This is a genomic window from Streptomyces sp. ITFR-21, assembly GCF_031844685.1.
Lineage (GTDB): Bacteria > Actinomycetota > Actinomycetes > Streptomycetales > Streptomycetaceae > Actinacidiphila.
The window spans coordinates 2,458,806-2,473,410 of record NZ_CP134605.1; the positions used below are offsets into that span (position 1 = coordinate 2,458,806).

The 14,605-nt window shown below is 72.2% G+C and carries 12 protein-coding genes; 7 read left to right on the forward strand and 5 right to left on the reverse strand.

The annotated features are described in order from the left end of the window. Window positions 1-37: 37 nt before the first annotated feature. Genes RLT57_RS10845 through RLT57_RS10865 form a run of 5 tightly spaced genes read right to left on the reverse strand, consistent with a single transcriptional unit; the run spans window position 38 to window position 4,837 of the window. Entirely contained in the window at window positions 38-949 is a 912-nt protein-coding gene (locus RLT57_RS10845) for a type II secretion system F family protein (RefSeq protein ID WP_311297170.1), read from the reverse strand. Then, window positions 946-1,977 (reverse strand): type II secretion system F family protein, encoded by a 1,032-nt coding sequence (locus RLT57_RS10850; RefSeq protein ID WP_311297171.1) that lies wholly within the window; start codon window positions 1,975-1,977, stop codon window positions 946-948. The genes RLT57_RS10845 and RLT57_RS10850 overlap by 4 nt, the downstream gene beginning before the upstream one ends. Continuing rightward, complete coding sequence (locus tag RLT57_RS10855) at window positions 1,974-3,284, reverse strand: CpaF family protein (protein ID WP_311297172.1); 1,311 nt, start codon at window positions 3,282-3,284, stop codon at window positions 1,974-1,976. The genes RLT57_RS10850 and RLT57_RS10855 overlap by 4 nt, the downstream gene beginning before the upstream one ends. After that, window positions 3,281-4,084: a hypothetical protein gene (locus tag RLT57_RS10860; protein WP_311297173.1), complete on the reverse strand. Its 804-nt coding sequence runs from the start codon at window positions 4,082-4,084 to the stop codon at window positions 3,281-3,283. The genes RLT57_RS10855 and RLT57_RS10860 overlap by 4 nt, the downstream gene beginning before the upstream one ends. Window positions 4,085-4,102: 18 nt before the next feature. Next, a complete protein-coding gene (locus RLT57_RS10865) occupies window positions 4,103-4,837 on the reverse strand; it encodes a hypothetical protein (RefSeq protein ID WP_311297174.1) in 735 nt (244 codons plus the stop codon). A gap of 421 nt (window positions 4,838-5,258) precedes the next feature. Between RLT57_RS10865 and RLT57_RS10870 the strand changes: the two genes are divergently transcribed. The 7 genes from RLT57_RS10870 to RLT57_RS10900 all read left to right on the forward strand — a co-directional run bounded on the left by RLT57_RS10870 (window position 5,259) and on the right by RLT57_RS10900 (window position 14,536). Continuing rightward, window positions 5,259-9,791, forward strand: a complete 4,533-nt coding sequence (locus tag RLT57_RS10870; RefSeq protein ID WP_311297175.1) for an FtsK/SpoIIIE domain-containing protein — start codon at window positions 5,259-5,261, stop codon at window positions 9,789-9,791. Between the two features lie 188 nt (window positions 9,792-9,979). Next, complete coding sequence (locus tag RLT57_RS10875; protein ID WP_311297176.1) at window positions 9,980-10,276, forward strand: hypothetical protein; 297 nt, start codon at window positions 9,980-9,982, stop codon at window positions 10,274-10,276. 4 nt (window positions 10,277-10,280) lie between these two features. Further along, window positions 10,281-11,621, forward strand: a complete 1,341-nt coding sequence (locus RLT57_RS10880; protein ID WP_311297177.1) for a putative T7SS-secreted protein — start codon at window positions 10,281-10,283, stop codon at window positions 11,619-11,621. Between the two features lie 166 nt (window positions 11,622-11,787). Next, window positions 11,788-11,931, forward strand: a complete 144-nt coding sequence (locus tag RLT57_RS10885) for a hypothetical protein (protein WP_311297178.1) — start codon at window positions 11,788-11,790, stop codon at window positions 11,929-11,931. A gap of 564 nt (window positions 11,932-12,495) precedes the next feature. Continuing rightward, on the forward strand, window positions 12,496-12,681 hold the full coding sequence (locus tag RLT57_RS10890; RefSeq protein WP_311297179.1) for a hypothetical protein: 186 nt from the start codon (window positions 12,496-12,498) through the stop codon (window positions 12,679-12,681). Between the two features lie 58 nt (window positions 12,682-12,739). Next, the gene (locus RLT57_RS10895) at window positions 12,740-13,654 is read left to right on the forward strand and encodes an IS982 family transposase (RefSeq protein WP_311296332.1); all 915 of its coding nucleotides are present in this window, start codon (window positions 12,740-12,742) and stop codon (window positions 13,652-13,654) included. A 42-nt stretch (window positions 13,655-13,696) separates the two neighbouring features. Then, complete coding sequence (locus RLT57_RS10900) at window positions 13,697-14,536, forward strand: hypothetical protein (RefSeq protein WP_311297180.1); 840 nt, start codon at window positions 13,697-13,699, stop codon at window positions 14,534-14,536. The last annotated feature ends 69 nt before the right edge of the window (window positions 14,537-14,605 follow it).

Consider the following 14,605-nt stretch of genomic DNA (forward strand, 5'->3'; position numbering starts at 1 on the left):
TCGACTCGACGCTCCAGTGTCGGGGGCGGGTTGGTGATCAGACCTGGAACACGCGCATCGCGGCGGGGAAGATCAGAAAGACCAGGAAGCCGGCGCAGAGCATGAGTTGCGCCACGAGCATGGACTGCGACTTCTCGCCCGCCGCGCCTTCTATCTCGGCGAGTTCGCGGTGCCGCATGGTCTCGGCGCGGGCGCCGAGCGACTCGCGGATCTTGGCGCCGTCGTCGGCGACCAGGGCGAGGGTGACCGACAGGTCCTGCAACTCCTCGATGCCGAGCTCCTCGCCGAGCCGGCCGAGCGCCACCCATTGGCTGGTGCCGGTGATGCGGGCGTCGGTGAGGCAGTTGCGGATCCGCATCAGGGCCCAGCCGTCGCCGATCTCGGCGGCGGTCATCAGGGCCTCCGGCAGGCCGCGGCCTCCGGCGAGGTTCATCGAGACGAGGTCCAGGTAGGCGCCGATCACCCGGCGCAGGTCCTTGCGCTTGTTCGCGGCGTCACGCCGGACCTCGACGTCCGGCAGCAGGAAGAAGACGCCGCCGCAGATCAGCGCCAGCCAGACCGGGACGATCGGGTTCAGGCCGAAGCCCAGCTCCCACAGGCCGGCGAAGACGAACGGTCCGAAGACCACACCGGCCGCCGCCAGCATGATCTTGGTGGCGAGGAACCCTTCCCAGCTCCGGTCGAGCACCGCGAGGTCGGCGCGCAGTGAGCGCAGCTCCCAGCCCTGCTGGAGGTAGAAGGCGGCGAGCCGCTCGCCGAGCCGGTCCCGCAGCCCGGTGCGCGCGGCGGGTGCGCCGGCCGGGGCGGCGGGGCCCGCGGCGCGCAGGGCGTCGACCTGCGCCACGGTGGACAGGGCGCTGCGCCGGCCCGGCATCAGGGCCCGGATCAGGGCGAAGACGCCGAGGCCGACCAGGCCGCCGACCAGGCAGGTGAAGAGGACGGTGTTCATCGCGGGCCCACTCCCTGTCCCGGCAGGGGCGACTGGCCGGGCGCCGGGTGGCCCGGGGCCGGCCGGTCAGGGGCGGCCTGACCGGGGACGGCCTGGGCCGACGCCGGGGCGGGACCCGCGGTGAACCGTCCTGGCGGGCCGGTGCGTCGGCCGAGCCGCTCCGGGGCGTGCACCAGGAACCGCTCGGGGGTCTCGATCCTGGCCAGGCTGCGCAGCCACCGGAACCCGGCGGCGAACAGGCCGCACACCACGGCGAGTACGAGCTGGCCGGCCGCGGTCCCGTACGGCTCCACGAAGCTGCGGTTGAAGATCGCCAGGCCGAGGACGAAGCCCACCGAGACGACCACCACGATCTGTACGCTGCGCCGGGTACTGGCGCGCTGGGCCATCACGCGCTGGCGCATGTCCACTTCCTCGCGGGCCGACTTGGCGAGCGCGCCGAGTACTTCGCGCAGGCCGGGGCCGCGCAGCCGGGAGTTGAGCATGAGGGCGGCGACGATGACGTCGGCGGACGCGTCGTCGATCTCGTCGGCGAGGTGCTGGAGCGCTTCGGGCAGCGGCGTACGGGACCGCAACCGGTCGACGAGGGAGGCGAGATGGGGGCGCAGCGCGGGGGCGGCGGCGCGGGCGGAGGCCGGGATGGCCTGTTCCAGGCCGACGGCGCCGGCGATGGTGTCGCGCAGCGACTCGGTCCAGCCTGCCAGCGCCTCGACGCGCTTCATCGCCGCCCGCTCCTCGGCCGCGCCGCCGAACAGTTCGTTCCAGGTGAAGACGAGTACCGCGGTGGCGATGCCGAGCACGACCCAGCGGGTGAGGCCGAGTACGGCCAGGCCCGCCACGACGGCCAGTGAGCCGCGCTGCGACAGGAAGCGTACGAGCTCGGTCGCCTTGTCGGTGGTCGCCCGGCCCGGTTCGGCGGGCGCGGGCGCCCAGCCGTACAGGGCGACGACGAGCAGCGCGATGCCGCCGCCGACCACCGCCCCGGCGAGCAGGGCGTAGAGCACGTCGACGGAGAGGATCCCGGTCATGACCGCCACACCCCCGTGGGCTGGTAGCCGTGGACGAGGAGTTCTTCGAGGCAGGAGATGGGGGCGTGCGGCATGGCCACGCCGTCCCGGGACTCGGCGAAGACCTCGCTGGACAGGACGCGGCCGTCCACGCCGTTCACCTCGCGGATGGAGGTGACGGCGCGGCGCAGGGCGCCGCCGCGCTGGTAGTCGTTGCGGCGCTGGACGAAGACGACGAAGTCGATGGCGCCGGCCACCAGCATCTGGGAGGCCTCGACCGGCAGCCGTTCCCGCGCCTGGAGGGCGTAGGTGGAGATGCGGTTGAAGACCTCGGCGGAGCTGTTGGCGTGGATGGTGGACAGCGAGCCGTCGTTGCCTTGGGACATCGCGTTGAGCATGGTGACGATCTCGTCGCCGAGTACCTCGCCGACGATGACCCGGGAGGGGTTCATGCGCAGCGAGCGGCGGACCAGTTCGGCCATGGAGATGGCGCCGTGGCCTTCGGAGTTGGGCAGCCGTTCCTCGAACGCCACGACGTTGGGGTGGAGTTCGGGGAACTCGTCGAGGCCGAGTTCCAGGGCACGTTCGACGGTGATGAGGCGTTCGTGCGGCGGGATGACGTTGGCGAGCGCCCGCAGCAGGGTGGTTTTGCCGGCGTTGGTGGCGCCGGCGATCATCAGGTTCTTGCGGGCGAGGACCGCCGCCGACAGGAAGGAGCCCAGTTCGGGGGTGAGCGTGTAGTTGCCCACCAGGTCGGCGAGGAAGACCTTGCCCATGCGGGCGCGGCGGATGGACAGGGCGGGGCGGCGGGTGACGTCCATGACGGCGGACAGCCGGGAGCCGTCGGGCAGCCGCAGGTCCAGCTGCGGGTTGGCGGTGTCGAAGGGGCGGGACGACAGGCCGGAGTAGGCGCCGAGTACCTGGATGAGCTCGATGAGTTCCTCGTCGGTCTCGGCGACGGGTTCGCCGGGGATCTCGCGGCCGTCGGAGTAGCCGACGAAGACCTGGTCGCAACCGTTGACGTCGATGTTCTCGACGTCCGGGTCGTCCAGCAGCGGCTGGAGCCGGCCGACGCCGAACAGCGCGGCGTGCACGGCGGCGGCGTACGCCTCCTCCGCCCGCGCGTCGAGCGGGGTGCGGCCGACGGTGATCTCGGCGCGGGCGTACTCCTCCAGGATCTGCGCGATCATCGCCCGCGCGAACTGCCGCTCGTCCTCGGCGGACATGGGCGCGGTGTTCGACACCTGGTCGAGCCTGCGCTGCTCGGAGATGCGGTCGCCGGCCTCCTGGCGGAAGCGCTTGACGAGCTGGTGGTCCACGTCGCTCACCGGAAGACTCCGTACCGCTGGGGTACGTCGGCGGTGATCTGGCGGGCCGAGCGGATCAGCAGCGACTTGTCCAGTCGGCCGCGCCGCCGGCCGCTGAGCATCTCCGCGCCGGCCGGGTCGTGGGCGACGGTGCCGGCGACGCGGGCGGCGATCTGCGAGGCGACCAGCATGTCGTTGACCTGTCCGGACAGGCGGGCGCTGTGGCCGGGGTCGGTGACGAGCAGGATGCCGATCGGGGGGTGGCCGAGCGCGGCGGCGGCGCCGCGCTGCGATCCGTGCAGTTTGGCGGACAGTGCGCCGGCCCGGTCCCTGACCCGCGCCAGGTGTTCGGGCTCGGTGCGGGCGACCAGCAGCACCAGGGCGGAGTGCGCGAAGAGTTCGAGGGCGGGCGAGTCGGCGCCGATCCGGCCGCAGTCGGCGATGACGTCGGCGGCGCCGTTGGGCGACTCCTCCAAGGTGGCGAAGGCCTGACCGAGCATCGGCCACAGACCGGCCAGTCCGGTGGCCTGTTCGGCGGCGCCGAGGCCGACGAGCACGTCGAGGCCGCCGGTGAGCGGCTGGGCGTGGTCCCACAGCTGCTCGGCGGCCAGGCCGCGCCGGGCGGTGGCGGCCAGCGACAGCATGCCGGTGTTGGGGTCGAGTACCCCGCCGTGTGCGGCGCGTGACCGGTAGACGAGGTCGCCGCCGGCCGGGTCGGTCTCGGCCAGCAGTACGCGGCGCGGCCATACGGCGGCGAGCGCGACAGCGGTCGTGGTGACGCCCGGTGAGCCCTTGTCCGCGGCGACGGCGATCAGTGCCATGACGTTCGCCCGCTCGCTTCAGTTCTTGCCGGAGACGAGCACGAGGGCGACGGTGTCCGCGGAGGCGGCGATGGTCAGCGGACCGGCGTCCGCGGAGTCGACGAGCACGGTGACGGAGGTGTCGCCGGAGGAGAAGTCACCCGTGGACGTGATGACCTTCTTGACGATCACGCGGTCGCTGATGAGGGTGGTGTCGACGGCGCCGGACGCGCTGTCCTGGGTGGCCTTGGCGGCGGTGGTGCTCACGTTGTAAGCGGCCACCACGTTCCCAGCGGCGAGTCCGTTGGGGAACTGGCTGGTCTTCAAGGAGAGCCCCACGAGTGACTTCCCCGGCGGGATCACTTCATCCTTCTTGGTGATCATCGACGTGGTCAGCACCGAATTCGCGACGAGATTTGTGCCGGCCCGCCAGTTGTTGAGCAGGTCTTTACGCTGCCCCCACCGTACGAAATTTACTCCGGAGTCGTTCGAGAGCATTACTTCGCGAATGGCGCCGGGCGGGATGGCGTCACCGGCTGCGACCGGGGCGGTGACTTCCACGACGGAGATCTTGTTCCCCGCGCGCATCACCATCACGGTCGCGCCGAGCGCGCCCACCAGAATGAGGAGGACGGCGAGCGCGGCGAGTGCCGGTTTGCGCTCGCGCGGTGCCGTCGGCAGCCGCTCTCCATCCAGCGGTGCCCCGAGGCCCGCTGCGGGAACCGGCTGGCGGCCGCTGCCGCCGCCCGCAGCGGATCGTTCCCTGACCTTCACGTCACTGCCCCCGTCGAGCCGGCGTGCGTTGATATCGGTTGCGTGGGGAGAGACTGCCGCGCTCCGGTCCGGCGGCAGCCCGCAGGCCGATGTCAAATCACCGCACGTTATCAGCGCCTCACAAACACCCTCAAGGCGCATCCCGCGACGGGAGACTCACATCTCTGCAACGGATCAGAACGGTCCGCGTGACATGCCCGCGCTCGGGCAGCACGATAGGGCCCTGTTCGATCCGCCCCATTTCGGTCCGGCTCGGGACCACTCTGCCATCATCGGACCACCGCGTGCGCGGCCCCGAATCCGGCCTGTGGATAAGCCCGCCGACGTTATCCACAGGCCCGCGCATCTGCCATGCCCCGAGTCCGTGCGAGCCGTTATCGTCCTTGAACAACGAAGTCGAATCCGGGGGAACGAGGAAGCCGTGCGTCTGTCGTTGACCGTGGTCGATCCGCTCGGCGGGGACCGCGCAGATGTAGTGGTCGATGCCGATCCGGCCTCGACCGTCGCGGATGTCGCCAGGGAACTGGGACGGAAGGTCGGCGGCGGCGCCGAGATCATCCCGATCGCCGGCGGTGCCTCGCGCGCGCCCGGCGCGCCCGCGGTATACGTGGACGGGTACGCGGTCGATCCCGGCTGGACGGTGGCTCAGTCACCGCTGCGCGAGGGCGCGGTGGTGAGTCTGTACGACCCGGCGGGCTGTCTGCCGGGCGAACCGGCCGGGGTGGTCGAGCTGCGGGTCGTGGGCGGGCCGGACGCGGGCGCCGTGCACCGGCTGGGCATCGGGCGGGTGGAGATCGGGCGCGGCCCGGCGGCGCGGATCCGGATCGAGGACTCCGAACTGGCCGCGCGAGCGGCGGTGCTGACGGTCTCGATGAACGGCAGCTGCCAGGTCACGGTCGACGGCGGGACGAAGGAGTGGCCGCTGGGCGGTCAGCTCGCCCTCGGCAACACCCTGTTGGAACTCGGCCCCTATCTTCCGCCGGACGCGGCGCTGCACCCGGGCGAGGACGGTGCCACCTACGACTACAACCGCCCGCCGCGGCTGTCGCCTCCCGAGCGGGCCACCCTCTTCCGGCTGCCGACCCCGCCGAAGGAGCCCGGCGCCCGGCCGCTGCCGTGGCTGATGGCACTGACACCGCTGGTCATGGCGGTGACGATGGCCCTCATGCTGCACCGCATGGTGTACCTGGTCATGGCGGCGGTCAGCCCCGTGGTCATGGTCGGCAACTACTTCGTGGACAAGAAGACCGGCCGCAAGTCATACGCGAGGACGGTCGCCGAGTACCGCGACCGCAAGGCCGGTATCGAGCGGGACGCCGGCGACGCGCTGGAGGCCGAGCGCGGGGACCGGGCGGCGGCCTCGCCCGACCCGGCGACCGTGCTCAACACCGCGACCGGCCCGCGCACCAGGCTGTGGGAGCGCCGCCGCGGCGACCCGGACCACTTGCTGATCCGGGTCGGCACCGCGAAGCTGCCCTCCGAGGTGGTGCTCGACGACCCGGAGCAGGAGGAGCACCGCCGCCGGGTCACCTGGGAGATCGACGACGCGCCGGTCGCGGTCGAGTTGCGCAGGCTCGGCGTGATCGGGTTCGCGGCGCCCGGCGACGGAGCCCGGGCGATGGGCCGTTGGGCGGTGGCCCAGGCGGCGGCCCTGAGCAGCCCGGTGGACGTGCAGTTCTACGTGCTCACCGACCAGTCGGGGCGGGAAAGCTGGGACTGGGTGCGGTGGCTGCCGCACGCCAGGCCCACCGACGGCCTGGACGCCTCGGCCCTGATGGGCACCGACGCGGAGACGGCCGCGGCGCGCATCGCCGAGCTGGGGGCGATCCTCGACGGGCGGCAGAAGGCCAAGCTGAAGGCGGGCGGCGCCGCCCACCGCGCGGCGTTCTTCAAGGAGCCGGACATCGTGGTGGTCCTGGACGGCTCCCGGCGGCTGCGGGCGATGCCCGGCGTGGTGCAACTGCTGCGCGAGGGCCCCGGCGTGGGGATGTTCCTGACCTGCCTGGACGCCGAGGAGCGGTTCCTGCCCGGTGAGTGCCAGGCCGTGGTGGTCGCCGAGTTCGCGGCCCACACCGCCGCCGCGCAGGCCGCCCCGGCGCCGCAGAAGGCGGTGGGGGCCGGCTTTCCGCAGGGCGGCTTCCCCACCCACAACGCCTGGTACGCCGGCGTTCAGCAGGCCCGCACGACCGAGGCGGAGCCGGCCTTCGGCTCGTTCCGGCTGCGGGTGGAGCAGGCGGGCGCCGCCCGGATCCGCGCGGTGCGGCCCGACCTGGTGTCGCCTGTCTGGTGCGCCCGGCTGGCCCGCTGCCTGTCGCCGATCCGCGACATCAGCGGCGAAGCCGAGGACTCGGCGATCCCTTCGGCGAGCCGGCTGCTCGACGTCCTCGGCCTGGAGCCGCCGACCGCGGACGCCGTCGCCGCGCGCTGGCGGCTGAGCCCGGTCTCCACCCAGGCGGTGGTCGGGGAGTCCTACGACGGTCCGTTCGCGATCGACATCCGCAAGGACGGTCCGCACGGTCTGATCGCTGGCACCACCGGTTCGGGCAAGTCGGAGCTGCTGCAGACCATCGTGGCGTCGCTGGCGGTGGCGAACACCCCCGAGGCGATGACGTTCGTCCTGGTGGACTACAAGGGTGGTTCCGCCTTCAAGGACTGTGTCCGGCTGCCGCACACCGTCGGCATGGTCACCGACCTCGACGCCCACCTCGTCGAGCGGGCCCTGGAGTCGCTGGGCGCCGAACTGCGGCGGCGCGAGCACATCCTGGCCGGGGCCGGCACCAAGGACATCGAGGACTACACCGACCTGCTCAAGCGGCAGCCGCAGCTCACCCCGATGCCGCGGCTGCTCATCGTGATCGACGAGTTCGCCTCGATGGTCCGCGACCTCCCCGACTTCGTGACCGGCCTGGTGAACATCGCCCAGCGGGGCCGTTCGCTGGGCATCCACCTGATCCTGGCCACCCAGCGGCCGAGCGGTGTGGTCTCGCCGGAGATCCGCGCCAACACCAACCTGCGGATAGCGCTGCGGGTCACCGACGGCAGCGAGTCCTCCGACGTCATCGACGCCCCGGACGCGGGCGGCATCTCCAAGTCCACGCCGGGCCGGGCGTATGTGCGGCTGGGCGCGACGTCGCTGGTGCCGTTCCAGTCCGGCCGCGTCGGCGGCCGGCGGCCCGGCGCGGTGGAGAACGTGCCGGTGGCGCCGTGGGTGGACGTCGTGGACTGGTCGCAGCTGGGCCGCAGCGCCCCGCGGCGCCCGGCCGGCGCGAAGGGTGAGGAGGACGAGGTCACCGACCTCAAGGTCCTGGTGGAGGCGATCCGCGGGGCCAACGAGCGGCTGGCGATCCCCGCGCAGCACAGCCCGTGGCTGCCCGCGCTGCCCGACACGCTGCGGCTGGACGAGCTGCCGGTGCCCGTCACGGCCGGCGCGCTGCCGCCGGCCGCCTACGGCGTCGAGGACCTGCCGGCGCTCCAGGCCCGGCGGCCGGTGGCCATCGACTTCCACGGCTTCAGCCACCTACTGGCCGCGGGGGCGCCGCGCTCGGGGCGGTCCCAGCTGCTGCGCACCATCGCCGGTTCGCTGGCCCGCACCCACTCCACCGCGGACCTGCACCTGTACGGCGTCGACTGCGGCAACGGCGCGTTGAACGCGCTGGCCGGGCTGCCGCACTGCGGCGCGGTGGTGGGCCGTTCGCAGACCGAGCGGGCGGTCCGGCTGATCGGCCGGCTCAAGGCGGAGCTGACCCGGCGCCAGGATCTGCTGGCGGCGGACGGATTCGCGGACATCGGCGAGCAGCGGGCGGCGGTGGCCGAGCAGGAGCGGCTGCCGCACATCGTGATCCTGCTCGACCGGTGGGAGGGCTGGACGACCTCGCTCGGCGAGCTGGACCACGGCGCGCTGACCGACGAGCTGTTCACCTTCCTGCGCGAGGGTGCCTCGGCCGGCATCCATCTGGTCATCGCCGGTGACCGCACCTTGATGACCGGCCGGATCTCCACCCTCACGGAGGACAAGATCGCCTTCCGGCTGGCGGACCGCTCGGACTTCGCACTGATCTCGGTCAACCCGCGCAAGGTGCCGGACGACATCCGGCCGGGCCGCGCGTACCGCTCGGAGTCCGGGATCGAGTTGCAGGTCGCGCTGCTGGACGGCGAGGTCACCGGCCAGGGCCAGGCGGCGGCACTGGCCGCGATAGGCGCGGCGGCCACCGAGCGGGACGCGGATCTGCCGCGCTCGCGGCGGCCGTTCCGGGTCGACGTGCTGCCGACCCGGCTGTCGTTCGCGGACGCCTGGGAGATGCGCGACACCGACGCGGCACGCTCGCCGATGTGGTCGCTGGTCGGCGTCGGCGGCGACGAACTCACCGGCCACGGCCCGGACCTGTCCGACGGGCTGCCCGCGTTCGTCGTCGGCGGCCCCGGCAGATCCGGCCGGTCCACGCTACTGCTCACCTTGGCCCGCGGCTGCCAGCGGCAGGGCGTGAAGCTGGTGGTGGCCGCGCCGCGCCCCTCGCCGTTGCGTGAACTAACCGGCGGTGAAGGAGTGCTGCGGGTCTTCACCGACAGCGACATACCCGCGGGCGATCTGACCGGGGCGCTGGAGGAGGCCGGCGGCGCGCCAGTGGTGGTGCTGATCGACGACGCGGAGCTGCTGCGCGACTGCGACGCCAGGGACGTGCTCAAGGAGATCATCGCCCGGGGCACCGACCGCGGCCGGGCGGTGGTGCTGGCCGGCGGCGAGGAGGACATTTGCTCCGGCTTCTCCGGCTGGCAGGTGGACGCCAAGAAGGCCCGCCGCGGTGTGCTGCTCTCCCCACAGCAGGTCATGAGCGGCGAGCTGATCGGCGCCCGGCTCAGCCGCAGCAGTGTCGGCCTCCAGGTGACCCCGGGCCGGGCGCTGCTGCACCTCGGCGACGGCGAGCCCAAGACGGTGACGGTACCGCTGACGGTGTGACCGTCCGGGGCCGACGCGGATCCGGGACGACGGGGCCAGGACGACCGGGCCAGGATGGCCGGGCCGTGGCGACCAGACGGTGGCGCCCGGACCGTGGACGGTTCACGTACGCCCAATAGAGAAAGGACACGAGTTCCACGACTGGCCGGCCGAATTCCCTGGGAATGCCGGGAAAGGGTTGATTCTTCATGGCTGACCTGCAGATCAACGGCACCGTGATGGGGGATTTGCGCAAGACGTTCGCCACCATCGCGGACCGTATGGACGGCGTCAGCCGGGCCATGGGCAATGCCGACGGCGAAGGCGTGGGAGCACCAGAACTCATAGGCGACGTTCACGACTTCGCCGACGGCTGGCACTACGGCATCAAACAGATAGGCCGGCACGCCGACACCGCGGTCCACATGATCGACCAGATCGGCAAGACCTTCGACGACGCCGATCTGCAACTCGCCAATCCCCTGAAGACCGACGGGAAGAAGTGAAGGCGTGACCCGGAGCTTCCCGCATCTCGGTTACGACCCCACGCCCGGCGACGTCGGGCGGACCCGTTCGCTGGCCCGGCAGCTGGGCGATCTGCACGGCGAGCTGACGACCACGGTAGGCGAGCTGGAGCGGATCGGCTGCGGTTACTGGAAAGGCGAGGCGGCGAAGGCATTCGTCGCGCATATCGACAGCGACGTCACCCCGCTGATCAAGAAGGCGCACGACTCCTTCGGCCGCGCCTCGGACGCCCTTTCCCGCTGGGCCGACCAACTGCACGGTTTCCAGGCCGAGGCGGACGGCCTGGAAAAGGAGGCCGCTGCCAAGCAGAGCGCCGTGGACCAGGCCAGGGCCGCGCTGGACAGCCCGCCGCCGCACGACGGCGTCCCGCACCCGGCTCCCGAGACGGCGCCCGACCCGGACGCCGCCGCGGACGACAAGAAGAAGCGGCAGGCGCTCACCGACGCCGGCGACGCGCTGCGCGGCGTACGCGACCGGGCCCACGAGCTGCACACCCGCTACACCGGCGCCGCCGCGTCGATAAGCCACGACCTGGACAAGGCCGCCGACATCGCGCCGGACCAGCCGGGCCTGTTCAGCCGGATGGTGCACGGCATCGAGGGCGCCTGGGCCGACACCGTCCAGTGGGTCAAGGACCACGCCGACCTGATCAGGCTCATCGGCGACCTGCTCAGCGATCTGAGCGGCATCCTCGGCGTGCTGGCGATCATCACCGCGCCCTTCGAGCCGTTGAGGGCGATCTTCGCGGTCGCCGCCGTCGTCACCAGCGCCGCCGCGCTGATCAGCCATCTTGTAGCCAAGGCGGCGGGCGCCGACGTGAGCTGGGTGAGCATCGGGTTCGACGCGCTGGGCGTGGTCCCCGGCATCGGCGCCTTCGCCAAGGGGGCCAAGGTCGTCGACGGCACCGTGGCCGCCGTCCGGGCCGCTGAGCTCGGCGACGGGTTCCGCGGGGTGACCACCATCGGCCGGAACCTCGTCGGCAAGGCGGGCGAGTTCATCGCGGGCGGCAAGCAGATCACCCTGTACAAGAACCTCAAGCTGGAGTTCGGCGGGCTCAAGGCCGCGGGAAAGATCGTCTCCGGCGGGAAGATCGTCAACCGCATGCAGCTGGTGTCCGAGCAGCTCTACCAACACGGCCAACTGCTGGGCACCAGGGGACTCAGGACGATCACCGGCGGCAGGGTCGCCATCGACGCGATGAGCGGCACCGGCCGCGCCATCGACGCGGGCCTGAAGCTGGCGCCCAAGCTCTACTCGGTCCCCCAGCACATCGGCGAGGCGATCCACCTCGGCGACCGGTTCGACCAGGCGGCCACCGCGAACTGACCGGGGACCGCCACCCGCCCGGAGCTGCGCCCGCGCACCCGGCCGTCCGGCGCCCACGGGCCCGGCATCCACCCGACCGCGCGTCCGCCCACCGGCGCATCCACCCGACCGCTGGACGTCCGACCGCACCGACCGACCGCGCAGACCGACCGAGAGGCGTACGACGATGGACTGGTATCCCGACCAGGACGAGACCACCTTGCTGCGTACGCCGATCCGCTTCGCCACCGGCTACGCGCACCCGGTGCTGGGCTCGCGCTGGTTCCGGGACACCGACCGGCGCGACATCCGGGCCGAACTGCCGGGCTGACCGGCCGGCCCGGAGTTCACCCTGCACACGAAGGCCGCCCAGAACGTCGACCGGGTGGCCGGCGGCTTTCTCAGCGGTCTGGTGACCGCCATCCAGGTCGCCGTCGAGACGGTGGTCGGCGGGAACTCCGTGGCGGCCGGCGACGGGCCGCCCAGGTCCGAACCGCAAACCCGGCCGACGAGTCCGAGGACTTCCCGGTGCTGTGGGCCGCACCCGGCACCCTGGCCCGCACCGTGCCCTGGCAGCTGGACCCGTCGCGCCGCCCCGACCACTACCGGGTGGACGCCGTCGTCACCGAGCGGCGCCTCGTGCTGCTGGGCGTCGGCCCGGATCTGACCGCGCCCGCGACCGTGCTGTGGGAGACCGGGCGGGAGGAAGTCGCGGGCGCCGAGCGGCTGAAGTTCAGCGGGAACGGCCACGACGTACGGATCCGCTTCGGCGACGACTCCTGGGTACGGCTGTCCACCGGCGCCGCCGACAAGCTCGCCGGGCTGCTGGCGGACCGGTGCCGGCCGGTGCCGGCCGGTGCCGGAGTCCGAACTGACCGAGGGCCAGCGCCGGCGTGTGGCGCGCTTGCGCACCGAACTGCCCGCCGGTGCGCGGGCACCGCGGTTCTTCCGGCTGGCCGGCGGTGTCGTCCTGGTCGAGAGCCAGGTTCCGGCGAAGACCGGGAAGGGCCTGTTCGAGACCCACTCCCTCCTGATGGGCGAGTCCGGCGCGCCGGCCCGCCCGCAGCCCGGCGACCTCTAGATGAATGAGTCCAAGGGTTCGCCTGCGGACATGGCGCGAGGGCGCCCATGGTCGGTGTGTGAAGACAAACCTGGACACCCTCGCGACTGCACTCTATGCCCGGATCGATGATGAGTTGAAGGCTTCGCCGGGGCTGGCCCCGTGGCGGCCGAAGGTGGGGATCGCGCCTACGCTCAGCGATGCTGAACTGGTCACTCTGGCGGTGATGTCGGCGCTGCTCGGGTACACCTCCGAGCGGCGGTGGCTGCGCCGCGTCGACCGCGACTTCCGCGGCATGTTCCCCTACGTGCCCCAGCCCTCCGGCTACGGCAAGCGACTGCGTGCCGCATCGTCCCTGCTCACCAGCACCATCCGGATCCTGGCCCGGGACACCTCGCTGTGGACCGACGACGTGTGGGTGGTCGATTCCACACCGGTCGGCTGCGGCTGCTCGCGGGAGACCGCGAAACGGTCGGACCTGGCCGGCTGGGCGGAGTACGGCTACTGCGCGTCGCACTCCCGGTATTTCTGGGGACTGCGCCTGCACCTGGTGTGCACGCTGGGCGGCCTGCCGGTCCTGTTCGCGCTGACCGGCGCGAAGGCCGACGAACGCGAGACCCTGCGCGACATGCTCGACACCGCACCCGACGTGGCCGCCTCCCACCCCGGCCAGACGATCATCGGCGACAAGAACTACTACGGACACGACTTCGAGCACGACCTCACCGAACGTCACCTGCACCTGCTGCGACCGGCCCGCAAGGGCGAACCCGAACGGCCCGGCGCGCACCTGTTCAAACCGTTGCGACAGACCATCGAGTCGATCAACCAGACCCTCAAAGGCCAGCTCGACCTGGAACGGCACGGCGGCAAGAGCCCGGCGGGCGTCACCGCACGAGTCCTGTCCCGCGTCCTCGCGCTGACCGCCGCGATCTGGCTCAACGACAAAACCGGGCAACCCATCAAGCGATCCCTGACCGCCTACGACCACTAACCGTGACCCCAACCCTTGGACTCAATCATCTAGGCGAGATCCATGACGTTTTCCCTCCCGGAAACCCCCGCCGCCCCACGGACCGGCACCGGCGACTCCGCCCCGCCCGTATCGCCGGCTGCGCAAGCCGCCCCGGCCCCGGCCGCCCCCATACCCACCGGACCCACCGAGTCCGGCGGAGCCGACGGGCAGACCACCGCGCTGCCGCGGCACAACATACCCCCGCTGGAGTTCGTCGTCCCCGAGTCCTTCCACGCGCTGCCCATCGCCGCCACCTCCGAGGAACGCGCGGTGCTGGCGGCGGAGTTCGTCCGCGAGCTGTACTCGAACGCGGACCACGAGCTGTGGGGCGCCGCCGCTCCCCAGTACGCGGCGCTCGGCGAGGCCATGGGCGGACAGGGGCTGGACTACTCCGCGATGGGACTGTTCACCATCGACGAGGGTGTCGCCCACTGCTCGTTCACCGTCGCCGCCATCGCGTCCGACCATCCGTCGGTGGAGGTCGCCGCGAGCGGTATCCGGGAGATCCTGGTCCGCGACGAGAACAACGACGCCCGCTGGATCGACCTGCCCTGCGGCCCCGCGGTCTCCTGCGTGACCCTGCGCGAGTACGTCATCGGCGCGGACCTGACCGCGAGTGGCACGCGGGGGCGGCTGCTGATGGGCCAGGTCCAGGTCTACGTCCCGTTCCCCACCGGCCCGTACACCGCGGTCTTCACCCTGGACACCGCCGCGGTCGACTACTGGGGCGAGTTCAGCGAGATGACCGTGGCGGTCCTGCGCAGCATCCGCTTCCCGCCGGACGAGACGCCCGACGGCGCCCCCGCCGGAACGGGGACCGGTGGCGCCGCACGGCCCGCCGCCGAGCTCGCCGCGAGCTGACCCCGGGCCGCCCGCGCCCGGGGCGGCCCCACGCCGAAGGCACGTTCTTGCACGGCCGTCCGGCGCCCG